Origin of the sequence: Anaeromyxobacter diazotrophicus, assembly GCF_013340205.1 — a bacterium.
Taxonomy (GTDB): Bacteria; Myxococcota; Myxococcia; order Myxococcales; family Anaeromyxobacteraceae; genus Anaeromyxobacter_A; species Anaeromyxobacter_A diazotrophicus.
In genome coordinates this window covers 43,016-66,365 of the sequence record NZ_BJTG01000007.1, presented here as the reverse complement: position 1 = coordinate 66,365, position 23,350 = coordinate 43,016, and the positions used below count along the sequence as shown (strand labels likewise).

Annotated in this window: 17 protein-coding genes; 10 read left to right on the top strand and 7 right to left on the bottom strand. The window is 76.6% G+C overall.

Going from position 1 to position 23,350, the window contains the following annotated elements; all coding sequences use genetic code 11:
* Nucleotides 1–82: 82 nt before the first annotated feature.
* The 6 genes from HWY08_RS14740 (at nucleotide 83) to lysS (ending at nucleotide 12,685) form a co-directional block, all read left to right on the top strand.
* Complete coding sequence (locus HWY08_RS14740; RefSeq protein ID WP_176066524.1) at nucleotides 83–766, top strand: DUF2760 domain-containing protein; 684 nt, start codon at nucleotides 83–85, stop codon at nucleotides 764–766.
* Nucleotides 763–2,619 carry an Hsp70 family protein gene (locus HWY08_RS14735; protein WP_176066522.1) on the top strand — a complete coding sequence of 619 codons (1,857 nt, stop codon included), beginning with the start codon at nucleotides 763–765 and terminating at the stop codon, nucleotides 2,617–2,619. The genes HWY08_RS14740 and HWY08_RS14735 overlap by 4 nt, the downstream gene beginning before the upstream one ends.
* A gap of 51 nt (nucleotides 2,620–2,670) precedes the next feature.
* On the top strand, nucleotides 2,671–5,532 hold the full coding sequence (locus HWY08_RS14730; RefSeq protein WP_176066520.1) for an Hsp70 family protein: 2,862 nt from the start codon (nucleotides 2,671–2,673) through the stop codon (nucleotides 5,530–5,532).
* Nucleotides 5,529–6,791, top strand: a complete 1,263-nt coding sequence (locus HWY08_RS14725) for an RsmB/NOP family class I SAM-dependent RNA methyltransferase (RefSeq protein WP_176066518.1) — start codon at nucleotides 5,529–5,531, stop codon at nucleotides 6,789–6,791. Before HWY08_RS14730 ends, HWY08_RS14725 begins: the two co-directional genes overlap by 4 nt.
* A 69-nt stretch (nucleotides 6,792–6,860) precedes the next feature.
* Nucleotides 6,861–11,552 (top strand): GNAT family N-acetyltransferase, encoded by a 4,692-nt coding sequence (locus HWY08_RS14720; protein ID WP_176066516.1) that lies wholly within the window; start codon nucleotides 6,861–6,863, stop codon nucleotides 11,550–11,552.
* Between the two features lie 2 nt (nucleotides 11,553–11,554).
* Nucleotides 11,555–12,685, top strand: a complete 1,131-nt coding sequence (gene lysS / locus HWY08_RS14715) for a homocitrate synthase (protein WP_176066514.1) — start codon at nucleotides 11,555–11,557, stop codon at nucleotides 12,683–12,685.
* Between the two features lie 19 nt (nucleotides 12,686–12,704).
* Here lysS and HWY08_RS14710 read toward each other — a convergent pair whose 3' ends face one another.
* The 3 genes from HWY08_RS14710 to HWY08_RS14700 form a co-directional block, all read right to left on the bottom strand.
* Nucleotides 12,705–13,121 (bottom strand): bacteriohemerythrin, encoded by a 417-nt coding sequence (locus HWY08_RS14710; protein WP_176066512.1) that lies wholly within the window; start codon nucleotides 13,119–13,121, stop codon nucleotides 12,705–12,707.
* A gap of 26 nt (nucleotides 13,122–13,147) precedes the next feature.
* Nucleotides 13,148–15,181, bottom strand: a complete 2,034-nt coding sequence (locus HWY08_RS14705; protein ID WP_176066510.1) for a HAMP domain-containing methyl-accepting chemotaxis protein — start codon at nucleotides 15,179–15,181, stop codon at nucleotides 13,148–13,150.
* A 160-nt stretch (nucleotides 15,182–15,341) separates the two neighbouring features.
* Nucleotides 15,342–16,073 (bottom strand): acyl-[acyl-carrier-protein] thioesterase, encoded by a 732-nt coding sequence (locus tag HWY08_RS14700; RefSeq protein WP_176066508.1) that lies wholly within the window; start codon nucleotides 16,071–16,073, stop codon nucleotides 15,342–15,344.
* Between the two features lie 175 nt (nucleotides 16,074–16,248).
* On the opposite strand from HWY08_RS14700, the gene HWY08_RS14695 reads away from it, so the two are divergent.
* Nucleotides 16,249–16,971 (top strand): PrsW family glutamic-type intramembrane protease, encoded by a 723-nt coding sequence (locus tag HWY08_RS14695; protein WP_176066506.1) that lies wholly within the window; start codon nucleotides 16,249–16,251, stop codon nucleotides 16,969–16,971.
* Here the strand turns inward: HWY08_RS14695 and HWY08_RS14690 are convergent.
* Genes HWY08_RS14690 through HWY08_RS14675 form a run of 4 tightly spaced genes read right to left on the bottom strand, consistent with a single transcriptional unit; the run spans nucleotide 16,923 to nucleotide 21,723 of the window.
* Nucleotides 16,923–18,104, bottom strand: a complete 1,182-nt coding sequence (locus HWY08_RS14690) for a lipocalin-like domain-containing protein (RefSeq protein WP_176066505.1) — start codon at nucleotides 18,102–18,104, stop codon at nucleotides 16,923–16,925. The two genes, HWY08_RS14695 and HWY08_RS14690, sit on opposite strands and share 49 nt — an antisense overlap.
* Complete coding sequence (locus HWY08_RS14685; RefSeq protein WP_176066503.1) at nucleotides 18,094–20,628, bottom strand: FtsX-like permease family protein; 2,535 nt, start codon at nucleotides 20,626–20,628, stop codon at nucleotides 18,094–18,096. Before HWY08_RS14685 ends, HWY08_RS14690 begins: the two co-directional genes overlap by 11 nt.
* Nucleotides 20,625–21,320 carry an ABC transporter ATP-binding protein gene (locus tag HWY08_RS14680; RefSeq protein WP_176066501.1) on the bottom strand — a complete coding sequence of 232 codons (696 nt, stop codon included), beginning with the start codon at nucleotides 21,318–21,320 and terminating at the stop codon, nucleotides 20,625–20,627. The genes HWY08_RS14685 and HWY08_RS14680 overlap by 4 nt, the downstream gene beginning before the upstream one ends.
* A gap of 31 nt (nucleotides 21,321–21,351) precedes the next feature.
* On the bottom strand, nucleotides 21,352–21,723 hold the full coding sequence (locus tag HWY08_RS14675; protein ID WP_176066499.1) for a hypothetical protein: 372 nt from the start codon (nucleotides 21,721–21,723) through the stop codon (nucleotides 21,352–21,354).
* Nucleotides 21,724–21,783: 60 nt separating this feature from the next.
* Between HWY08_RS14675 and HWY08_RS14670 the strand changes: the two genes are divergently transcribed.
* Genes HWY08_RS14670 through HWY08_RS14660 form a run of 3 tightly spaced genes read left to right on the top strand, consistent with a single transcriptional unit; the run spans nucleotide 21,784 to nucleotide 23,300 of the window.
* Entirely contained in the window at nucleotides 21,784–22,137 is a 354-nt protein-coding gene (locus tag HWY08_RS14670) for a YbjQ family protein (protein WP_176066497.1), read from the top strand.
* Nucleotides 22,134–22,754, top strand: coding sequence for a hypothetical protein (locus tag HWY08_RS14665; protein ID WP_176066494.1), 621 nt, complete (start codon nucleotides 22,134–22,136; stop codon nucleotides 22,752–22,754). The genes HWY08_RS14670 and HWY08_RS14665 overlap by 4 nt, the downstream gene beginning before the upstream one ends.
* 9 nt (nucleotides 22,755–22,763) lie before the next feature.
* The gene (locus HWY08_RS14660; protein ID WP_176066492.1) at nucleotides 22,764–23,300 is read left to right on the top strand and encodes a GNAT family N-acetyltransferase; all 537 of its coding nucleotides are present in this window, start codon (nucleotides 22,764–22,766) and stop codon (nucleotides 23,298–23,300) included.
* The last annotated feature ends 50 nt before the right edge of the window (nucleotides 23,301–23,350 follow it).

Below are 23,350 nucleotides of genomic sequence, written 5' to 3'. Positions count from 1 at the left end.
GCGCCCCGGGGGAGGGGCTTTCGTTTGGGCTGCGACCCTCGAGCGATGCGGCGAGGGGCCGGCGCGACTAACTCTCCCCGCCATGGACGGGACCCTCACGCCGCTGCAGCGGTTCTTCCTCGCCTTCGTCGCCTTCTTCGCCGTGCTGTTCAACCGGCGCTTCGCGGAGGAGGTCCACCTGCTCAGGGAGCGCCAGCGCGCGCTGCCGCCGGGGGCGCCCCCTCTCCCCGAGGCGCAGCCCCCCTCCCCGGCCGTCCCCGCCCCGCGCGCCGGCGCGAGCGAGGCGGGACGGACCGCGCCCGCCCCCAGCGCCGCGCCCGCGGCGGCGCCGCCAGCCGCCGCCGCTCCTCCGCCCATCCCCGCGCCGAAGCCGGCCGCAAAGGCGGCGCCCGAACACGCCGAGTCCTTGCAGGTCATCGCGCTCCTGCAGCGCGACGGCCGCCTCCTCGACTTCCTGGAGGAGTCGCTGGAGGGCTTCTCCGACTCCGAGATCGGCGCGGCCGCGCGCACCGTGCACGCGGGGTGCAAGAAGGCGCTCGCGGCCTACCTCGAGCTCGAGCCGGTGCTGCGCGAGCCGGAGGGCGCGCGCGTGACGGTGGCGGCCGGGTTCGATCCGGCGGCGGTGCGGCTCACCGGGAACGTGGTCGGCCAGCCGCCCTTCAAGGGCGCCCTGCGCCACCACGGCTGGCGCGCCGCCCGCACCAGCTTCCCGCCGCTGCCCGGCCACGACCCGCGCATCCTGGCCGCGGCCGAGGTCGAGCTGTGAAGCGAGGGGCGGCCTACGCGGTCGGGATCGACCTCGGCACGACCCACTCCGCGCTCGCCTACCTCCCCCTCGGCGAGGAGCGCGCCGCCCCGCGGGTGCTCGGCATCCCGCAGCTCGTCCACCCCGGCGAGGTGGCGGACCGCCCCCTCCTGCCCTCCTACCTCTACCTGCCGCACGCCGCCGAGCTGGCCGACGAGGCGCTGCGGCTCCCCTGGACCCCGCCCGGCCCCGCGCCGCGCGAGGTGGTGGGCGAGCTCGCCCGCGCCCAGGGCGCGCTCACCCCCATCCGCCTCGTCTCCTCCGCGAAGAGCTGGCTCTGCCACCCCACCCTCGACCGGCGCGCGGCGTCGCTCCCGGTCGGCAGCCCGGAGGAGGTGCCGCGCATCTCCCCGCTGGACGCGTCGGCCCGCTACCTCGCCCACCTGCGGGCGGCCTGGGACGCCGAGGTGGCGAAGGGCGACCCGGCGCTGGCGCTCGACCGGCAGGCGGTGACGCTCACCGTGCCCGCCTCGTTCGACGCGGTGGCGCGCGAGCTCACGGTGGAGGCGGCGCGGCAGGCGGGCCTCTCCGAGCCGGTGCTGCTGGAGGAGCCGCAGGCGGCGCTCTACGCCTGGGTCGAGGCGATGGGGGACGGCTGGCGCAAGCTGGTCCAGGTCGGCGACCTCATCCTGGTCGTCGACGTCGGCGGCGGCACCACCGACTTCAGCCTCATCGCGGTGGTGGACCGCGACGGCGAGCTGGGGCTGGAGCGGGTGGCGGTGGGGGACCACCTCCTGCTCGGCGGCGACAACATGGACCTCGCGCTCGCCCACCGGCTGCAGCAGAAGCTGGCCGACGCCGGGAAGACCATCGACCGCTGGCAGCTCCTCGCCCTCACCCACGGCGCGCGGCAGGCGAAGGAGCTGCTCTTCGCCGACCGCGCCAGGATGAGCGTCCCGGTGACCATCCCCGGGCGCGGCTCGAGCCTCATGGGCGGCGCGCTGCGGGTGGAGCTCACCCGCGGCGAGCTCAACTCCACGCTGGTGGACGGCTTCCTGCCACGGGTCGACGTCACCGCCCGGCCCGCGGCCCAGCGCCGGGCCGCGCTCACCACCCTCGGGCTCCCCTACGCCTCGGACCCGGCCATCACCCGCCAGCTGGCGGCCTTCCTGTCGCGGCAGCGCGAGGCGCTCGACGCCTCGTCCGCGCCGGTGCCGCGGCTCTCCGGGAAGGCGTTCCTCCACCCCACCGCGCTCCTCTTCAACGGCGGCGTCATGAAGGCGGCCGAGCTCGAGGAGCGCGTGCGTGAGGTGGTCGCCGGCTGGGTGGCGGCCGAGGGCGGCGCGGCGCCGCGCGCGCTGCCGGGCGTGGACCTCGACCTGGCGGTGGCGAAGGGGGCCGCCAGCTACGGCCGGGTCCGCGGCGGCCGCGGCATCCGCATCCGCGGCGGCACCGCCCGCGCCTACTACGTGGGCGTCGAGACCGCGGCGCCGGCCGTGCCCGGGCTCCCGCCGCCGGTCGAGGCGCTCTGCGTCGCGCCCATGGGCATGGAGGAGGGCACGGCCGCCGAGCTGCCGCGGCGCGAGCTGGGGCTCGTGGTGGGCGAGCCGGCCCGCTTCCGCTTCTTCGCGTCGTCCCTGCGGCGCGACGACCGGGTGGGCGCGGTGGTGGAGCGCGAGGCGGAGCTGGAGGAGCTGCCGCCCATCGAGACGACGCTGCCCGCCGCCAGCGGCGAGGCGGGGCAGGTGGTGCCGGTCGCGCTGCGGGCGCACGTCACCGAGCTCGGCACGCTCGAGCTCGAGGCCGCCGACGCGCAGGGCCGCGCCTGGAGGGTGGAGTTCAACCTCCGCGCGGCGGAGCAGCCGCAGGCTTAGGATGTCCGCCCCCTCCGCCGGCGGCGCCGGCGAGGGCGGGGAAGAGGGGCCGTGTCCGCCACGCCATCGCGCTTTCTCGTCGGCATCGACCTCGGGACCATCCACACCGCGCTCGCCTACGTCGACCTCGCCGCCGAGGGGGATCCGGCCGAGGCGCTGCGCGTGCTGGCCGTCCCGCAGCTCGTGGCGCCGGGCGAGGTGGGCGAGCGGCGCCTCCTGCCCTCGAGCGCGTACCTCCCCGGTGAGCACGAGCTGCCGCCCGGCGCGCGCCGCCTGCCCTGGGGCGAGCCGGACGTGGTGGTGGGGGAGCTGGCGCGGGCGCAGGGGGCGCGCGTCCCCGGGCGGCTCGTCGCCTCCGCCAAGAGCTGGCTCAGCCACCCGCGGGTGGACCGCACCGCCGCCATCCTGCCCTGGGGCGCGCCCGAGGGCGTCCCGCGGCTCTCGCCGGTGGCCGCCTCGGCGCTCTACCTCGGCCACCTGCGCGACGCCTGGGCGTGGAGCTTCCCGGAGCACCCGCTGCCCGAGCAGGAGGTGGTGCTCACGGTGCCCGCCTCGTTCGACGAGGTGGCCCGGGAGCTCACCCTGCGCGCGGCCCGCGAGGCGGGGCTCGACCGCGTGACGCTGCTCGAGGAGCCGCAGGCGGCGTTCTACGACTTCGCCACCCGGCACCGCGCCGATCTGGCGGGCGCGCTGGGCGGGCGGCGGCTGGTGCTCGTCTGCGACGTCGGGGGCGGGACGACCGATCTCACGCTCATCCACGCCGCGCCGGGCGAGGGCGCGGCCCCGCGGCTGACGCGCCTGGCGGTCGGCGACCACCTCCTCCTCGGCGGCGACAACGTGGACGTCACCCTGGCGCGGCAGGTCGAGGCGCGGCTCGGGGCGCGCCTCGACGCGGTGCAGTGGTCCCTGCTGGTGCAGGCGTGCCGGGAGGCGAAGGAGAGGCTCCTCTCGCCCGGAGGCGGGCGACGAGCCCCCGCCCTACCGTTCCGGGAGACCGGCGGGGGAGAGGGTCGAGCCGCCGCGGAGGGGGCGCCGCCGGAGGCCCTCACGATCGCGATCCCCGGGCGCGGCAGCCGGCTCGTGGGCGGGACGCTCTCGGCGGAGCTCACCCGCCCCGAGGTCCTGGCGGTCCTCCTGGACGGGTTCTTCCCGCGCACCGGGCCGGACGAGCTGCCGCGGCAGCGCGGGCGGGGGGGGCTGCTCGAGCTCGGCCTCCCCTACGAGGCCGAGCCGGCGGTGACGCGCCACGCGCTCGCCTTCCTCCGCGACCACGCCGAGGAGGTGGCCGCCGCCACCGGCCGCGCCGCCGCCCTCCCCCGCCCCGACGCGCTGCTCCTCAACGGCGGCGTCTTCACGCCGCCGGCCGTCCGCGAGCGGCTGCGCGAGGTGGTGTCGAGCTGGTTCCCGGGCGCGCCGCCGGTGGACCTGCTCGACGCGGAGGCGCTCGACCTGGCGGTGGCGCGCGGCGCCGCCGCCTTCGCGCTGGTGCGGCGCGGGCTCGGCCTGCGCATCGGCGGCGGCGCCCCGCGCGCCTACTACGTCGGGGTGGACACGGCCGGCGAGCAGGCGCAGGCGATCTGCCTCGTCCCGCGCCACGCCGAGGAGGGCGCGGAGATCGAGGTGCCGCGCACCTTCGCGCTGCGCCTCGACCAGCCGGTGCGCTTCCCACTCTACGCCACCACCCGCGCCCGCTTCGAGCGCCCCGGGGACGCGGTGGCGGTGGAGGGCGCCGGGCTGCAGCCGCTGCCGCCGGTCGAGACGGTGCTGCGCTCGGACGTGGCCGGCGGCCCCGGCGGCGCCAGGCCGGGCGCGCCAGCCCACCTGCCGGTGCGGCTGCGGGCGGCGCTGACCGAGATCGGCACGCTGGAGGTGTTCTGCGTGGCGGAGGACCGCGACGCGCGGTGGAAGCTCGAGTTCGGGCTGCGCGGCGGCGCGGGCGACGAGGCCCCCTCGGAGGTGGCGGCGCTCCCCCGGCGCTTCGAGGAGGCGCGGGAGCTCGTGGACCGCTGCTATGGCAAGAAGGCGGCGCCGGTGGACCGGCGCGAGGTGAAGGGCCTGGCGCGCGCGCTCGAGAAGGCGCTCGGGCCGCGCGAGCAGTGGGGCCTGCCGCTCCTGCGCGAGCTGTGGGCCGCGCTCCACGCCGGCATGGCGCGGCGCCGGCGCAGCGCCGACCACGAGCGGCAGTGGCTCACGCTCACCGGCTACGCGCTCCGCCCCGGCTTCGGCGCGCCGCTCGACGCCTGGCGCGCCGCCCGCACCTTCGCCGCCTTCGGCGAGGGGCTCCAGTTCCAGGCCGAGCCCCACAACTGGCAGGCCTGGTGGATCCTGTGGCGGCGCATCGCGGGCGGCCTCGACGAGGCGGCGCAGGAGCGCGTCCTCGAGGCCGTCCTGCCGTTCCTCGCGCCGCCCGACCCGCGCCGCGCCAAGCCCAAGGTGGCCGGGGTGCGCCCGGAGGCGGTGGACGAGATGGTGCGGCTCGCCGCCAGCCTCGAGCGCGTCGCGCCCGCCCGCAAGCGCGCCGCGGGCGAGGCGGTGCTGGAGCGGCTCGACCGCGAGGGACCGGCGCCGCACCTCCTGTGGGCGGTGGGCCGGCTGGGGGCGCGGGTCCCCTTCCACGGCAGCGGCCACGCCTGCGTCGCCCCCGAGGTGGCCGAGGCGTGGCTGGCGCGGCTCCTCGCAGTGCCGGCGCGGCCGGCGGATCTGGTCTTCCCCGTCGCGCAGCTGGCGCGCATGTCGGGCGACCGCGCGCGCGACCTCGCGCCCGAGGCGCGCGACGAGGCGCTCGCGGCGCTGCGGCGCGCTGGGGCCTCGCCGGCGCTGCTCCGGACGGTGGAGGAGCCGGTGGCGCTCGAGGTGGCGGACGAGCAGCGCGTCTTCGGCGAGAGCCTGCCGGCGGGGCTCGTGCTCCTGTGACCTTCGCCTCCGAGGCGCGCCTCGCCGCGGTGCCGTGGCGCGCGCTCCAGGGCCTCGCCCCCGCGCTCGACGCGCCGCTCGCGGCCGTGCTGGCGAGCGAGCCGGCGGAGCGGGTGGTGGACCGCTTCCTGCGCGCGCACCGCGAGCTTCCGGCCGAGGCGCGCGCCGCTGCCAAGGAGGCGATCTACGGGGTGGCGGTGTGGCGGAGGCGGCTCGGGTGGCACGCGGGGGCCGAAGTGCCCGAGGCGTCGCAGCCCCTCTGCCCCACCGGGGGAAAGGGCAGGGAGAGGGGGCCGTCCCGCCTGCTCCTCGCCGCGCTCGTGCGCGACCTGGGCGGCGTCGCCGGCGCGGAGGAGCTGCTGGAGCTGCGCCCCGGGACGCTCCCGCCGCCGCGCCCGCCGCCGGACGACCCGGCGATCCGCTTCTCCTTCCCGGACTGGCTGTGGGCGGCGATGGAGCGCGAGCTCGGCCCGGAGGCGCCGCGGCTCGCCGACGCGCTCGACCTCCCGGGGCCGGTGTGCCTGCGGCCGAACGGGCTCCGGACCACGCCCGCCGCGCTGGCGGCGCGGCTCGCCGCCGAAGGCGTCGCCACCGCGCCGGGCCGGCTCGCCCCCTCCGCGCTCCTCGTCACCTCGCCGCGCCCGAACGTCTACGGGCTCGCCGCCTGGCGCGAGGGGCTCCTCGAGGTCCAGGACGAGGCGAGCCAGCTCGCCGGCGCGCTGGTAGAGGCGCGGCCGGGCGAGGAGCTCCTCGACCTGTGCGCCGGCGCGGGCGGGAAGACGCTCCTGCTCGCCGCGGCGGTCGCGCCGGGCGGCGCCGTGGACGCCTGCGACCTCGACCCGGAGCGGCTGCGCCGGCTCTCCGAGCGCGCGCGAAGGGCGGGCGCGGGGGAGCTCGTGCGCGTGGCCGGCGCGGCGCCGCCGGCCGGCGCCACCTACGACGCCGCGCTCGTGGACGCGCCCTGCTCCGAGCTCGGCGCGCTGCGGCGCGGCCCCGACCAGCGCTTCCGCCTCGACCCCGCGGCCTTCGCGCCGCTGCCCGGGCTGCAGCTCGGGCTGCTCGCGCGCGCCGCCGTCCGCGTCCGGCCGGGCGGCCGGCTCGTCTACGCCACCTGCACCTTCCGCCGCGAGGAGAACGAGGAGGTGGCGGAGGCGTTCGAGCGCGCGCACCCCGCCTTCGCCCGCGAGGCCTGGCGGCGGACCTGGCCGCACCGAGACGGGGCCGACGCCTTCTTCGTCGCCCGGTGGCGCCGCGGGTGACTCGGCGCTCGAAGCGTGATTTCTTCGTGCTTCCGGCCCCCGCCGACGTCACGATCGAGGCACCGCACGATGGCTCACGAGCAGGCTTCCACGCTGGCGAGGCTGGCCTCGCACTGGTCCCGGCCCGGTCCGGTGGCCCAGGACCTGCTCGCCGAGACCCGCGACGCGCTGGCCGGGGTGCACCCGGCCGAGCTCCCCCACGTCGCCGCGCTGGTGGAGACGCTGCTCGGCCGCACGCGCTCCCCCGAGGCGCGCCTGCCGGCCCGGCGGGCGCTCTTCACGCTGCTCGACGCCAGCCGCCGCCGCTTCTTCACCCAGGCGCTGCCGGCGGAGCAGGTGCCCGACTGGACCCGCCTCCTCGTCGGCGTGATCGACCGCGCCGACTACACGCTCGGCGAGGTGCTGCGCTCGCGCGAGGAGACCGACCCGCGCACCGTCGCCATGCGCGTGCTGGGCGCGGACGCGACCGAGCTCACCGTGGCCGACGTGGCGCGCCGGACCCGCTCCATCGCGCGCGGCATCCTGTCGCTCATGCGCGACGAGCCGGACGGGAAGGTCGCCATCCTGTCCGAGAACTCGCTCGAGACGGCGCTGTGCGATCTGGCGTGCCTGACGAACGGCATCGTCGACTTCCCGCTCCCCGCCAACGCGGTGGCGGAGCACGTGGTGTACATGCTGCGCCACTCCGGCGCGCGCGTCCTCGTCGCCTCCGACGAGGAGCAGCTGGCGAAGGTCCTGCCGGCGCTCTCGAGCCTGCCCGAGCTGCGCGAGGTGGTGGTGGTCTCGCCGGGCTGCGCCGACCGGCACGGGCTCCTCTCCCTGGAGCAGATGGTGGGCCAGGGCGGGGGCGCCTTCGACGACGTGGTGCGCGTCACCCGCGCCGCCGAGGTGCGGAGCCGCGACCTCGCGACCGTGATGTACACCTCCGGCACCACCGGGCGGCCGAAGGGCATCGCCTTCTCGCAGCTCAACGTGGTCTCGAAGCGCCTCTGCCGCGGCTTCGCGCTGCCGCAGGTGGGCGAGGGCGACGTCTTCCTCAGCTACCTGCCGCTCTACCACACGTTCGGCCGGTACCTGGAGCTGTGCGCCTCGCTGTGGTGGGGCGCCACCTACGTCTTCGCGCGCAGCACCTCGCACGCCTCGCTCCTCGAGGACTTCAAGGCCGTCCGCCCCACCCTCTTCATCAGCGTGCCGAAGAAGTGGATCGAGCTGCACGACACCGCGGTGCAGGAGGCCGCCTCGGACGACCTGGAGGAGACCGCCGCCCACCTCAAGGCGCTCACCGGGGGGCGGCTCCGCTACGGCCTCTCCGCCGCCGGCTACCTCGACCCCCTCGTCTTCAAGGCCTTCCACCGCGCCGGGATCGAGCTCTGCTCCGGCTACGGCATGACCGAGGCCACCGGCGGCGTCACCATGACGCCGCCCGGGGAGTACTTCGACCAGTCGATCGGGACCGCGCTGCCGGGCGTCGAGTGCCGCCGCGCCGAGGACGGCGAGCTGCTCATCCGCGGGCCGTACGTGAGCGAGGGGTACTGGGGACCCGGCGGGATCGACCGCGGGCTCGACGCGGACGGCTGGTTCGGCACCGGCGACCTGGTCTCAGAGGACGCGCTCGGCCACTTCCGGATCGTCGGCCGCAAGAAGGAGATCTACAAGAACCGCGCCGGGCAGACGATCGCCCCGCAGCGGGTGGAGAACCTGTTCCGCGACTTCGACGCGGTGGCGCAGGCGTTCCTGGTCGGCGATCACCGCGAGTACAACACGCTCCTCATCTGGCCGAACTACGCCACCCAGCCGGCGCTGCGCGACCTCTCCCCGGCCGACCTCAACGAGCTCCTCTCCTCGCTCGTCGCCTCGGCCAACCGCTTCCTGGCGCCCTTCGAGCGGGTGGTGGCGTTCCAGGTGCTGCCGCGCGCGCTCGACGAGGCGCACGGCGAGCTCACCCACAAGCTGTCGTTCAAGCGCGAGGTGGTCGAGCGCAACTGGTCGGAGCTCGTCGAGCGGATGTACGTCCAGAAGCACCTCGCGCTGACCGTGGACGGGATGTTCCTGCGCATCCCGAACTGGGTGCTGCGCGAGATGGGCGTGCTCCAGCACGAGGTGCGGCTGGAGGACGGGCGGCTCCAGGCGGGCGCGCGCTCGATGCGGGTGGGCGCCGACCCCGCCGCCCCCGGGGCGATGCGGCTCGGCGATCTCGCCTACACGGTGCCGGCCTCGGTCTTCGACTTCGGCGCGCTGCTGGCGCGGCCGGCGCTGTGGCTCGGCAACGAGGAGCTGGTCGCCTTCATCGGGGAGGAGGCCTTCCACTCCCTCGTCGCCCGCCGCCGGCGCGCCGCGAGCGAGATCCAGCTCGACGCGCGGGTCTGGCCCGCGCCCACCCACTCGCGCGTCTCGCGGCTCGTCGACGCGGTCGAGGTGGAGCGCACCACCTTCCACAGCATCCACGCGGCGGGCGAGCTGCTCCGCGCCGAGCGGCCGGAGGCGCGGCGGGCGGTGGCGCACCTCCAGTCCGGGGTCTCGGCCGGCCGCAGCGAGCACGCCACGGTCTGCCGGGCACTGCTGCGCCGCGCCGCCGACTCGCCCGACGAGGAGATCCGCCGCCGCGCCTTCCGCGCGCTCCTGCCCGAGGAGGACGCGGAGGAGACCCTCGCCACCCTGCGCCTCTTCCTCGACCGGCTCGGCCCCATGGCGCTCCGCGACGAGGACCTCGCCATCCTGGGCGAGCGCGGCCTCTCGGACCCGCAGGTGGCGGTGCTGCTCGCCTCGCTCTCGGCCGACGCGGCGCTGGACGAGGTGCGCGACCCCTCGGAGCGGCGGCTGCTGGTCGGGACGATGCGCCTCCTCGTCGCGCACGCCAACACGCACCCGCGGTGGTACGCGGCGGTGCGGGTCCCGCTGGCGCGGCTGTCGATGCACGACGACGAGGAGCTGGGGGCGCGCGCCAGCGAGGAGCTCGACCGGCTGCGCCGCGGGTTCTCCAACTGGATCGGGCCGAACCTCCGGCTCGCCATCGACCCGGAGAGCGGCAACGAGTACGGCTGGAAGGACGTCATCGGATTCGAGCACGGCATCGGCGAGCGCACCCGCGAGCTCCTCCTGCGCGCCATCATCGACACCACGCTGGTGCGCGCCTCCTGCTTCCTCTTCGGGCGGGGCGCGCTCCTCTCCCTGGCCGACATCCCGCCCGGCGGCGCCACCGTGAGCTACCTCGGCACCGGTCACGGCAAGGCGGTGTTCCGGCTCTCCATCCACACCCGGGCCCGCGAGACCTTCGACAGCGCCATCAACCTCGTCTCGGCCATGCACCCGGCCGAGCTGCGGGAGGAGATCTCCTGGCTGCTCGCCGCCGGCGCCCCGCCGCCGCTGGTGGAGGCGTTCGGCGGCTACTACCCGGAGTACGGCATCTTCACCGAGGAGTACATCCCGGGCGACCACGTGGCGCGGCAGGTGGAGCGGCTCGAGCGCCACGGCGAGACGAAGCGGCTCAAGACGCTCTGGCCGTACCTGGCCTGGTCGGCGCTGTCGGCCCACATCGCGTTCTGGGACCGCACCGGCCGGAAGCTCGCCGTCCGCGAGCCCTCGCCCGAGGCGTTCATCGTGCCGTCGCACGACTACCACACCGGCACGCGCCTCGTGTCCATCTCCGACCGCTGCGCCTGCGGCTCGTTCGACGAGCTGCTGGACCGCTTCCAGGACTTCTTCCTGAACCGGGTCGAGGCCTCCCGCCCCGACCTGGCGGGCGAGGTGAGCGAGACCATGCTCTTCTCGGCCGCGGTGGAGGCGCTGGGGCTGACGCGCGCCCGGGCGCTCCTGGAGGTGGCCGCCCGCATCGACCGCCGCGGCCCCGCCATCGCCGCCTTCCTGGAGGCGGTGCGCGACGGCGGCTACACCCCGCTCCGGGTCCACTTCGCCGCCCGCCGGTTCGCGCGCTGGCTCGCGGCCACCCCGGCCGCGACGGTGGAGGCGCGGGGCAAGATGCTGGGCGAGCTGTGGGGGACCTACCGGCTCTCCGAGCTCGAGGCGACCTGGCCCGACACGCGCATCCGGTTCTTCCGCCAGACCGTCTTCGCCGGGGCGCGGGCCGAGCTCGGCGCCGCGCTCGACCGGCTCATGCAGCGCGCCCGCTCCGTCTCGATGCTCGGCCTCGATCTGGAGGAGCAGGTGGCGGCCCACCGGGCCGCGCTGCGCACCACCGCGGAGGAGGACTACTTCCTCGCCCGCATGACCTACCGCTACCTCGCGCCCACCGACGACGCGCAGCTCATCTCGCTGCCCGCCGGCGACAAGCAGGTGACCGAGGTGGTCATGGGCCTGCGCGACGAGCAGGGCGAGCGCTTCTGGGTGCGGGCGCCGGCCACGCCGCGCGAGGCGGCGCGCCTGCTGCAGCTCTTCCACGAGGCGAACCTGCAGGTCACCTTCACCGCCGAGCACGAGTTCCTGGTGGCGCTCGACGGCGACGAGACGGTCATGGGCGGGGTCTTCTACCGGTGGGTGGCGCCCGACCGCGCGCACATGGAGAAGCTGGTCATGGCCCGCAAACACCGCGGGCAAGGGATCGCCGACGGCCTCATGGGCGAGTTCTTCCGCCGCCTGCGCGCCCACGGCGCCACCGCCGTCGAGACCGGCTACTACCAGCCGGAGTACCTGAGCCGCTTCGGGTTCCGGACCGACCCCACCTCGGGCGGGCTGGTCTCGGATCTCGCGGCCGAGCCCACCCCGCCGGCGCCGCCCTCGCCCGTCGCGGCCGCCGCCTCGAGATGACCATGCCGAACTCGAACTGGAGGATCATCGACTCGACCTTGCGGGAAGGCGAGCAGTTCGCCAAGGCCACCTTCCGGCCCCAGGACAAGGTCGAGATCGCGCGCGCGCTCGACAGCTTCGGCGTCGACTACATCGAGCTCACCTCGCCGGCCGCCTCGCCGCAGTCGCAGCGCGACCTGGCCCACGTGGTGAAGCTGGGGCTGGGCGCCCGCGTCATCACCCACTCGCGCTGCGTGGTGGACGACGTCAAGGCGGCCATCGACACCGGGGTGCGCGGGCTGGGGCTCCTCTTCGCGACCAGCCGCATCCTGCGCGAGTCGTCGCACGGCAAGAGCATCCAGCAGATCATCGACGCCATGGCGCCGCCCATCGAGCTGGCGCTGGGCGCCGGGCTCGAGGTCCGCTTCAGCGCCGAGGACACCTTCCGCACCGAGGAGGCGGACCTCCTCGCCGTCTACCGCGCCGCGGCGCAGCTCGGCGTCCACCGGGTGGGGCTCGCCGACACGGTCGGGATCGCGACCCCACGCCAGGTCTTCACCGCCGTGCGCGAGGTGCGCCGCGCGGTGAAGTGCGACATCGGGTTTCACGGGCACAACGACACCGGCTGCGCCATCGCCAACGCCCACGAGGCGGTGGCGGCCGGCGCCACCCACGTCGACGTCTCGGTCCTGGGCATCGGCGAGCGCATCGGGATCACGCCGCTGGGCGGGTTCGTCGCCCGCATGTACTCGCTCGATCCGCAGGGGGTGGCGAAGCGCTACCGGCTGGGGCAGCTCCGCGAGCTGGAGCGGCTGGTGGCGCGCGCGGCGGCGGTGGAGATCCCGTTCAACAACTACCTCACCGGCGAGACGGCCTACTCCCACAAGGCCGGCATGCACCTCAAGGCCATGACCCAGAACCCGGGCTCGTACGAGGTCATCCCGCCGGAGGCGTTCGGCCTCACCCGCCGCCTCATCGTGGGGAGCCGCCTCACCGGCAAGCACGCCATCGGCTATCGCGCGCGGGAGATCGGCATCACCTTCGGCGAGGGCGAGCTCAAGGCCATCACCCAGCGCATCAAGGAGCTGGCCGACCAGGGCAGCCTCTCCGAGGAGCAGATCGACGAGGTGCTGCGCGAGTGGGTGACGGCCTGAGCGGGCGCGGCCGGGGACGCTAGACCGTCATCCGGACCTGCTGGCCGGCCAGGAAGGCCCCCAGCCGCTTGTCGACGGCGCCGATGTGCCCCACCAGCCAGCCGCAGACGAGCTGCTGCAGGGCGATGGTGACCGTCGGCGAGGCCCCCTTCAGCTCGAACTGCTCCGCCACCTTCTGGAAGTTGCCGACGAAGGTGCGGTGCTGCGCCAGGTGCTCCTCCAGCCCCGGGTAGCCGCGCTCGCGCATGACCCGCTCCTCGGAGGCGAAGTGGCGGGCGCAGTACGCGTCGAGGAACTCGAGCAGCGGCTTCACCTCCTCGGTGGACTTGCCGGCGCGCATCGCCTCCAGCAGCGCGTCGGCGCGCTGGAAGAGCTCCTGGTGCTGCTCGTCGATGGCCGTGACACCCACGGTGAGGCTCGGATTCCAGGTCGGCATGCGGGTGCTCCTCCCTTCGGGACGCTTCAGGTGAGGCCGGCGGACGGCTCGTCCGCGAGCCTGGTGGCCGCGTGCGCGCGGCGCGCGCGGCGCGAGAGCTCGAAGCCGCGGACCAGCGCCGCCAGCTCGTCGGATTGGCGCGACAGCTCGCCCGCGGCCGCGGAGGACTGCTCGGCGCTGGCCGCGTTCTCCTGCGTGACCTTTCCCACCTCGGCGACCGTCGTGCCGAGGAGCCCGATGCCGGCCGCCTGTTGCGCGGTCGAGGCGGAGATCCCGCCCACGACGTCCGAGAGCGAGGCGACGCTCGCCAGGATCTCGCCAAGCTTCGCGCCCACGTGCGCGCTCGTGCTCTCGCCCTGCGCCGCCTGCCTGACGGACTCCTGGATGAGCTCCTCCGTCTTGACGGCAGCGCTCTTGGCGCGCTGGGCGAGCGACCGCACCTCCTCGGCCACGACCGCGAAGCCCCGGCCCGCGTCGCCCGCCCGCGCCGCCTCGACCGCGGCGTTGAGCGCGAGGAGGTTGGTCTGGAAGGCGATCTCCGAGATGTCCCGGATGATCTGGCGCGTCCCGTCGGCGCACCGGCGGATCTCCACCATCGCCTCGCTCATGCGCTCCATCGCGCGCGCGCCGTCCTGGGCGGTGCCCCTCGCCTGCCCCGCGAGCGCGCCCGCCTCCTGCGCGCTGGCGGCGGCGCTCCGGGTCGACGCCGCGATGCCCTCGAGCGACGTCTGCGTCCGCTCGAGGCTGGCGGCCTGCGCGCTCGCGCCGGCCGCGATCTCCTGGCTGGAGCCCGCGATCTCCGTCGAGGCGGCCGAGACCTGCTCGACCGAGTCCGCGACCAGCGCCATGGTCTCGTCCAGCGCGCCGGCCGCCGCGTCGATGGCCACCTTCAGGGCGGCGAACTCGCCTCGGTGCTCCCCATCCATGCGCGCCCGCAGATCGTGCCGGGCGAGCCGCTCCAGGACCTCGCGCGCGCGCCGCAGCGGCACCGCGCACGACTCGAGGGCCTGGTTCATGGCCTCGGCCACCTTCCGGAAGGTGCCCTGGTGGCCCGCCAGCTCGATGCGCAGCGACAGGTCGCCGGCCGCGATCCCGCGGGCGAGGCGGTCGGCGTCGCCGTCGAGCTGGGCGACCGCGTCGATGCAGCGGTTGAGGTTCTCCTTCACGAGCGCGAAGTCGCCCCGGTACTCGTCGGTGATCCTGGGAGGGATCTCGTGGTTCGCGATGCGCGCCACGTACTCCGCCGTCAGCCGGATGGGGGCCACGAAGGCGTCCACGGTCCGGTTCATCCCGTCGATCACGATCCGGAACTCGGGCTCGACCAGCTCGGGATCGGCGCGGGCGCCCAGGCGCCCTTCCGAGACGGCCGTGGTGAGGCGCTGCGCCTCTCCGGCGACGCGCGCCACGGAGCGCGCCGTCAAGCCCGCTACGGCGAGGGCGGTGGCGATCGCCGCGACCGCCGCCGCGATGGTCAGCAGGACGAGCACGCGGAGCGAGGCCTCCACGCTGGCGCGCGCGGTCGCCTTCTCCTGCTCGAACCGGGCCTGCCCGAGCTGGATGAGCTTCCCGAGCGCCTCGACGGAGCGCGCGGCTGCGGGGTTCGTGACGTTCGCGCGGAGCTCCTTCGCCTCGTCAGCCCGCCCGGCGTCGACGAGGTCGAAGAACCGCGGCCTCGACGCCACGTACGTGGAGTACGAGGCGTCCCACTGCGCCAGCAGCCCCGCCGTCGCGGGATCGTTCCTCCCGGCCCGGAACCGCGCCAGGTTCGCCTCGACCTGGTCGAGCCAGCGCCGCGCTCCGTCCCGGAGCGCGGCGCGCCGGGCCGCGTCCCCGAGGAGGTAGTTGGGGAGCGCGAACCGCAGCTCCCACAGCCCGCGCTCCGCCTCGGCGAGCTGGGTCATCGCGACCGCGTCCCTGGAGCTCTCCTCGAAACGGGCCTCGATCCCGAGCAGGCGCCAGCAGCCGACCCCGCCCACCACCCCGGTCGTGAGCGCCACGCCCGTCAAGGCGACGAGGACGCGGGTGCGGATGGTCAACCGGCTCGAACGGCCCTGGCGCATGTCGTCCCTGTGCCTCCCGCGCCGGGCCGGTGCAGCCGCCGTGCCGCGCGCGATCGCGGCCAGCGTGGGATGGGTGGCCACGCCAATTTGACCCAGTGTCCGTTCGACGACCCCCGATATTCACGGGACACGCGGGCGCTGGCGGCGCTCCGCGGCAGGATCACCGCGGCGCCCAGCGCGTGCGGAGCCGGGCCAGCTCCCTGCCGTCCGCCTCGCGCACGACCGCGTGGAGCCGCTCCCCCGCGCCGCCCTCGGTCCTCACGCGCACGGCGTCGCCGAGCCGGGCCTCGGCGAGGTAGTGCACCTCCACGGCGGAGGCGCGCTCGGCGAGCCAGCTCGCCTCCGGCACGCCCTCGAGCGCCCAGCCCAGGTAGCTCGTGTTCGTCACGTGGCGGTTGAGGTCGATGTCGGCGTACCGGACCTCGAAGCGCCGCGACGGCGCGCCCTCCGCGGGCGGCGGCAGGCGCGGCGGGACGGGGGCCACCGCCTCGAGGTGGGGCCGGAGCGCCGCGTCGAGCACCGCCTCCGGCCGGACCGGCTTGCGCGCCGTGAGGTCGAGGACCAGCCAGGCGGTCGAGGCGCGCGCCAGCTCCTGGCCGTCCGCTCCGCTCACCGTGAACTCGCGCGTGACCACCAGCGGGTGGAGCCCGGAGGGCCAGGTCGCGATCTCGAGCTCCTCCCCCAGGGCGATGGGCCGCGGCGCCTCGACCCGCTGGCGGACCAGCACCCAGGTCAGCCCGCGCGGGCGGAGCGCGTCGAGCCCGCAGCCGAGGGCGGTCGCGTGGTGGCCGGCGACCTCCTGCAGGTAGCTCGCGAGCGCCGGGAGGGCCAGCTCGCCGAAGGCGTCGGTGTCGTAGCCGTGGACGGGGATGCGCTCGACGTGGCGGAGCATCGGTGCCGCTTATAGCAGGCCCCGACCGCGCTCCCCCGCCGGGCGCGAGCCAGCCCACCTTCCGGGGAGACCCTGGCCACCCATCCCAAGCGGTAGGGCGCCTGGGGTGGCCCGGATCAATCCCGCGTGAGGTGTTCGGGTGTCTCCTTGTGGGCGGACACCTACCTTGTGCGCCATGAGCACAGAAGGCCTCGCCTGGCTGGCCGCCTGCGTTGCGCTCGCCGCGACCTGGGTCGTCGCCGTCGCCTGGCAGCCGGGGCGCACCGGGGCGACGGCGCTGCGCGGGATCGCCGGCGGCGCCATCGCGCTCGCGGCCGCGTGGCTCGCCTACCGCGCCGCCGCGGCGGCCGGCCTCGACCTCCGCTGGGAGTGGCTCTCGGCCGGCGCCTGGCCGGCGCTCGGGGCGGCGGCGGCCATCGGGATCATCGAGGAGGGCGCGAAGCTCCTCGGCATCGCGCTCGCCGTCTCGCCGCCGCGCCGGGGCCACCGCCGGCGCAACGTGCTCGGGACGAGCGCCGCGGCGGTCGCGGTGTTCGCGGTGGCGGAGGCGGCGCTGGCGCTGCGCGGCGCGAGCTGGCCGCTCGCGCTCTCGCGCGCGGCGCTCGGGCCGGTGGCGCACGGGCTGCTCGCCGCGCCCTTCGCGGTGGCGCTGGCGGAGGCGACCGCGGCGCCGCGCGGGCGGCTCGCGCTGCGGGTCGCGGCGGCGGCGGCGATCGCGGCGGCGCTGCACGGGCTGGGCGACTTCTGCGTGGCGCGCGCGGGCTGGGGCCGGTTCGGCTTCGCCGCCGCGCTGCTGCTCCCGGCGCTCTGGCTCTTCGCGCGCGCCCGGGCCCGGCCGGCGCGCGGCGCTCAGATGGGCGGCCGGCTGCGCGCCCCGTACCCGGTCAGCTCGACGTAGCCCTCCCCCGCCGGCGCCCCGTCCGGCCCGGTGGCCCGCACCGCCCCCTCCCAGTAGAAGACGCCGCCCGCGAGCGCGCTCCGGTTCTCCTGGTCCGCCAGCGCCGGGGTCACGGTGAGCGCGATGCCGGCCGACGGGACCTTCACCTCCCACCGCGCAGGGTAGGTCGCCCCGCTGCCCGGGCTCCTCCAGCTGCGGTCGGCGCGGACCGACAGCTCGCCCTGCGCCAGCCAGCGGGTAGCGCCGCCGGGGCCGACCAGCGTGCCGCGCGCGAAGTCGACGGCCCCGTCCTCCCGCCGCAGGAGGTAGAGCATGAGGTCGCGCCCGTCGGCGAGGTGGAGCGCGAACCAGTCCCAGCCCACCTGCGCCGGCGCGAGCTGCGAGGAGCCGAGCTCGCGGTCCATCCAGGAGAGGCCGCGCACGCGCCAGCTCTCTCCACCGAGCGTCACGGTCCCCTCGGTCGCGAGCCGGGGGTAGCTGTAGTAGAGGCTGGCGTACCCCTCCTGGGCCGACTTGCGCGAGAACCCCCCGGGCCCCTGGAACACGAGCGGCCGCTCCGGGGTGGCGCGCAGCCGGTAGGCGAAGCCGCGGGCGCGGTCCTCCACCGCCAGCTCGAAGGCGCCACCGGCGAGGTCCAGCGTCCAGCGCCCCGGCGTGCCGGGCGCGGCCCGCGCCCAGGCGAGCGGGTGGCGCGGGAACTCGGCCAGCTCCCCGAGGTAGGGCATCTCGCGCCAGAGCACCTCGCCGAAGAGGTGCGCGCCGCCGGTGAGATCCGAGACGGCCGCGTGCACCATGACGAGGTTCGCGCTCGCCCAGGGCGTGTCGAGCGGCGGCCGCTCCGGGAGCAGGCCCACGCGGAAGAAGGTGAGCTGGTAGCCGAGCTCGCGCCCCGGCGGGTCCACCGAGCTGAGCCGCCCGGTGAAGTACCACCACTCGGTCCGGTACCCGTCGTGCTTCCAGTGGTCGCGCGGAAAGGACCAGGCGTAGCCCGGGGCGGCCGGGCGGAACCCGTCGGCGGTCGAGGGCGCGGTCGCCGCCGTCGCTGTCGCCGTCGCCGTCGCGGTCGCGATCGAGGTCGCGGCCGGCGCGGCGAGGAGGAGCGCGAGCAGCGCGGCCCGGGGCTCAGAGCGCATCGCGGGCGAGCTCCGTGGCCGGGGTGCGGCTGGCGCGCGCGGCGGGGTAGATCCCGGCCGCGACCGCGGCCGTCAGCAGCAGGGCCCCCTGGCTCGCGAGCACCCTCCACGGCGCGTGGAGCGCGAGAGACCAGCCGAACCAGGCGGGGTTGATCACCTGGACGAGGACGAGCGCCAACCCGGCGCCGCCGGCCGCCCCGAGGACCAGGCCCGCCAGCGCGATGCCGAGCGCGCGCCCCACGAAGAGGCGGAAGATCTGCCCGCGCGTCGCGCCGAGCGCGCGCAGGAGCGCGACCTCGGCCGACCGCTCCCGCGCGAGCACGAGCAGCGCCAGCGCCACCCCGGCCACCGCCACCACCAGGCTCATCCCCTGCAGGAGCCGCGTCACGGCGAAGGTCTGCTCGAAGATGGCGAGCACCTCCGTCCGGAGGGTGCGGTTCGAGCGCACCACCAGCGCCTCGCCCTGGAACTCGCGCCGCAGCCGTGCCACCTCGCCCTCCACGTCGGCGCCCGGCGCCAGGTCCAGGGCGACGTTCGTGAGCGGCCCGGGGCCGGCCGCCTCCGCCAGGGCCGCGAGGTCCATCAGGATGGCGCCCCCCTCGCTGCCGTAGTCGCGATAGACGCCGGCGATGACGTAGCGCCGCGGGCCCGCCCTCGCCCCGGCGGCCGGGAAGTCGATCGCGAGGCGGTCCCCCGGCGCGAGCCCCGCCTTGCGCGCCAGCGGCTCGGAGACGAGGACCTGCCCCTCCCCCGCCACCTTCGCGAGCGCGGCGGCGGGATCGCCGGCGAGGAGCTGCACCCGCCCGGCCGCCGGCGCGGCGTCGAACCCGGAGACCGGCACGCGCCGCCCGAGCACCTCGCCCGTCACCTGCCGGAGCCGCTCCACCCGCCGCACGCCGGGCGCCGCCGCGAGCCGCGCCACCACCTCCGGCGCCAGCACCGCGTCCGTCCGGCCGCGCCGCCACGAGGGCGAGGTCACGTAGACGTCGGCCCGCAGGGTGGCCGAGAGCCAGTCCTCGACCGTGTGCCGGAAGCTCCCGATCATCACGGTGATGCCGACGAGCATGCTCACCGCCACCGCCAGGGCGCCGGCGGGGACGGCGGTGGCGCGCAGGTGGGCGGCGAGGTCGCGCGCCCCGAAGGCGACCCCCAGCCGCCGCGGCGGGCGCAGCCGCCCGGCGGCCCGCAAGAGGAGCGGCGCCGCGAGCGGCACTGCCGCCAGCACGCCCAGCGCCAGGCCGAAGCCGGCGTAGGGCCAGCGCCGGAGCGGCCCGAGCGCCAGCGCGGCGGACGCTGCGAGGGCGAGGAGGCCGAGCGCGGCGAGCCGCGGCGGGGTCCGCCCGGGCGAGGCCTCGGCGCGCCTCGAGAGGAGCGCCCGCGGGTCCTCGCGCGCCACGTCGAGCGCGGGCAGGACCGCGCCCGCCAGCGCGCCCAGGAGCCCGAGCCCCACCCCCAGCGCCACGAGCCCGGGCCCGAGCGTCACCGCCTCGACGCCCTCGAGCAGGTACAGGTTGCGCAAGGTCGCGCTCACCGCCCCCACGTTGGCGCGCGCGGCGAGCCAGCCGAGCGGGACGCCGGCGGCGGTGCCCAGCGCGCCGAGCACGAGCGCGTCGCCCAGGACGAGCGCCAGCACCTGGGCGCGGGTGGCGCCGAGGCAGCGCAGCACCCCCAGCTCCTCGCGGCGTCGCGCCAGCGCCGCCTGGGTGGAGGCGTAGACGAGGAACCCGCCCACGAACAGGCTCACCGCCGAGAGCGCGGTGAGGTTGAGCCGGAAGGCGGCGAGGAGCGCCCCCGCCTCCGCCACGCGCTGCTCGGGCGTCACCGCGCGGTAGCCGGGGCCGAGGCGCGCCTCGAGCCTGCGCGTCAGGTCCTCCACGGAGGCGCCGGGCGCCGCCACCACGTCGAGCTGGCTCACGCGCCCCGCCGCCCCGAGGAGCGCCTGCGCCTGCGCCAGGTCCATGACCGCCAGGCGGCGGCTGGCGAGCGGCGCCACGCGCTGGAAGTCGACGAGCGCCCCCACCTCCAGGGTCGCGCGGCGCGAGCCGAGCGAGACGGCGAGCTTCGTCCCGGGCGCCCACCCGCGCTCGCGGGCGAGCTGCGGCGTCACCGCCACCCAGCCCGGGCGCGCGAGCACCTCGGCCAGGCGGACGCGCGGGAGCTCGAAGGGGCGCCGCCCCGCCGCGGAGAAGAGGTCGGCGCCCGCCAGCTCGAGCGCGGCGCCGCGCTCTCCCTCCAGCGCCACCTCGAGCCGCAAGAGCGGCCGCGCCGCGGCGACCCCGGCGGTGCCGAGCACCTCCGGCAGCAGCTCGTCCGGCAAGGTGGGCCCCCGGCCCACCACCGAGAGCTGCGCGTCGCCCGAGAGCGCCCGCACGCTGCCGGTGAAGGCGCCGAGCGCGCTCTGGTTCAGGATCTGGATGGACAGCACCGCCCCGACGCCCAGCGCCACGCCCGCCACCGCCAGCGCGAACAGGGCGCGGCCGCCCCGCAGGTGCGCCCCGAGCGCACGCAGGAAATAGCGCCTCACGCCCGCTCGAGGAGGCCGCTGTGCAGCCGCCAGGTCTCGTCGGCGAGCGCCGCCAGCTCCCGGCTGTGGGTGACGTACACGAGCGCGCTCCCCTCCTCGCGCGCGAGGCCGAGGAGGAGCTCCATCACGACCTGGCCGGTGGCCTCGTCCAGGTTGCCGGTGGGCTCGTCGGCGAGGAGCAGGCGCGGGCGCCGCAGGAGCGCCCGGCACAGCGCCACCCGCTGCATCTCGCCCCCCGAGAGCTGCTGGGCCGGCTGCGCCAGCCGGCCGGACAGCCCCACCCGCGCCAGGAGCGCCCCGGCCCGCGCGCGCAGCGCGGCGAGGTCGCCGCCGCCGATGAGCGCCGGCACGAGCACGTTGTCGAGCACCGTGAGGTGCGGGAGGAGGTGGAAGAACTGGAACACGAGCCCCACCCCGTCGCGGCGCGCCAGCGTGCGCTCGCGGTCGGAGAGCTGGCCGAGGTCGCGGCCCATGAGGCGCACCGCGCCCCGGGTGGGCGCGTCGATGCCCGCGGCGAGGTGGAGGAAGGTGGACTTCCCCGAGCCGCTGCGCCCGATGAGCGCCACCGCGCGCCCGGCCGGCACGTCGAGCGACACGCCCCGCAGCGCCTCGACCTCGGCGCCGGCGGCGAGCGGATAGCGCTTCGTGACGTCGCGGAAGGCGAGGACCTCGGGCTCCACGCCGCCTCTCATAACGAGGGCGGCCCGGCCTCACCCGCCGGGCTCACCCGTCCGCCTCGCCGGTGGACCTCGGCGCGGCGGCGGCGCGGAGCGGCGGCGGCGCCGGGTGGCCCCTCTGGAAGATGGCGTGCTCGCCGTAGCGGTCGACGATCTCGCGCTTCGTGGAGAGGCCCGTCGCCTGGATGACGAAGTTGGGGACGCGGCGGGCGCGGCGGTCGGGCACCCACCGCTCCACCTGCGACGCCTGCAGGCGCCGCGTCGGCGCCGCGCGGGCCCGCCCGCCCCCGGCCGCGCCGGGCCGGGCCATCGCGGCCTGCACCTCGGAGACGATGGCCTCGGCGACGAGGCGCGTGACCTCGGCGGCGAAGCCCCGCGCCAACCGCTCGATGTCGGACTGCAGCTTCTCGTTCGGCATGATCCTCCCCCGCGAGCTTCCTGCTAACGTGCCACGGAGCGAGCCCGGAGGGGAAAAACGATGCACGGCATCCAGCGCCACGAGATCCCGATCCTGACCACCTTCGAGCCGCCCGCCGGCTGGGAGGTGGAGCGCGTCATCGGCCCGTGCTGGGGCATCACGGTGCGCAGCCGGAGCGTGGTCGGCACCACCTGCGCCGGTTGCCAGACCTTCTTCGGCGGCGAGATCACGATGTTCACCGAGCTCGCCAACGACAGCCGCAACGAGGCGATGAACCGGCTCGAGCAGCAGGCGCGCGTCATGGGCGCGAACGGGGTGCTCGGGATGCGCTTCGACTCGTCGGAGCTCATGCAGAACACGAACGAGATCGTCGCCTACGGTACGGCGGTGGTGCTGCGCGCCCGCGCCGCGTGAAGCGCCGCCGCGTCCCCCGGCCGCTGGCGCGGCGCCTCGACCGCCTGGCGCGCGGGGCTCACCTCTTCCACCGGTACGCCCACCACCCGCTCTGCGCGGCCTACGCCGCCGAGACGGTGCGGCTCGGCCGGCGCGCCCGGCTCTGCCGCGGCTGCGCGGGCGCGGCGCTGGGCGCGGCGGTCGGGGCGGCCGCCGCGTTCGCGCTGCCCGTGCCTCCGGGAGCGGCGCTGCTGGCGGGCGCGGCGCTGCTCGGCCCGGCTCTCCTCGCGGCCGTGCGGCCCCGCGGCGGGGCAGGCGCCGCGGGAGCGCCGGCTGGCGGAAAGCTCCTCACCCGCGGCGCTCCGGCCTGCGCCGCGGCCGCGCTCGCGCTGTCCGGCCTCCGCGCCGCGTCGCCGGCCGGGCTCGCGGCGGCCGCCCTGGCGCTGGCGGCCGCCGGATGGGCCGTCCGTGCCTACCGCCGGCGCGGGCCGGACCGGCGCCGCTGCGAGGCCTGCCCCGAGCGCGCGCTGCCCCGGACCTGCAGCGGGTTCGCGCCCATCGCCCGGCGCGAGGCGGCCTTCGGCCGGGCGGCGGGACGCCTGCTCCGGGCCGTTCCCCCGCAGCCGCGGGCGAGGTAGAGCCCTCCCGTGCCCAAGCGTGAGCTCGTCATCCGCCCGGCGCGGCGCTCCGACCTGCCGGCGCTGGGCCGGCTCGGCGCCGCGCTGGCGGCCGTCCACCACGCCTTCGACCCGCAGCGCTTCTTCGTCGTGGAGGACATGCACGAGGGGTACGCCTGGTGGCTCGGCAAGGAGCTCGCGAGCCCGCGGGCGGTGGTGCTCGTCGCGGCGCGGGGCCGGCAGGTCCTCGGCTACGCCTACGGGCGGCTCGAGGGGCGCGACTGGAACGCGCTGCGCGAGGCCTGTGGGCACGCCATCGACCTCGTCGTGGAGCCCGGCGCGCGCGGGCGCGGTATCGGACGAAAGCTCGCCTCGGCGCTCTTCGACGCGCTCGCCGCGCTCGGCGCGGAGCGCGTGGTGCTGGAGGCGGCGGCCCGCAACCGGGGCGCGCAAGCCCTTTTCAGGTCGCTCGGATTCCGGCCGACCATGCTGGAGATGACGCGGGAAGCGCCGTCGAAAGCATCGGCTGCGCCAAAGCGCAAGCGGTCGACACGACAGGAGAAATAGCGCGTCGCACCGTAGTTTCTGGACACCTACCCGGTTCAGGTGTTGGGCTT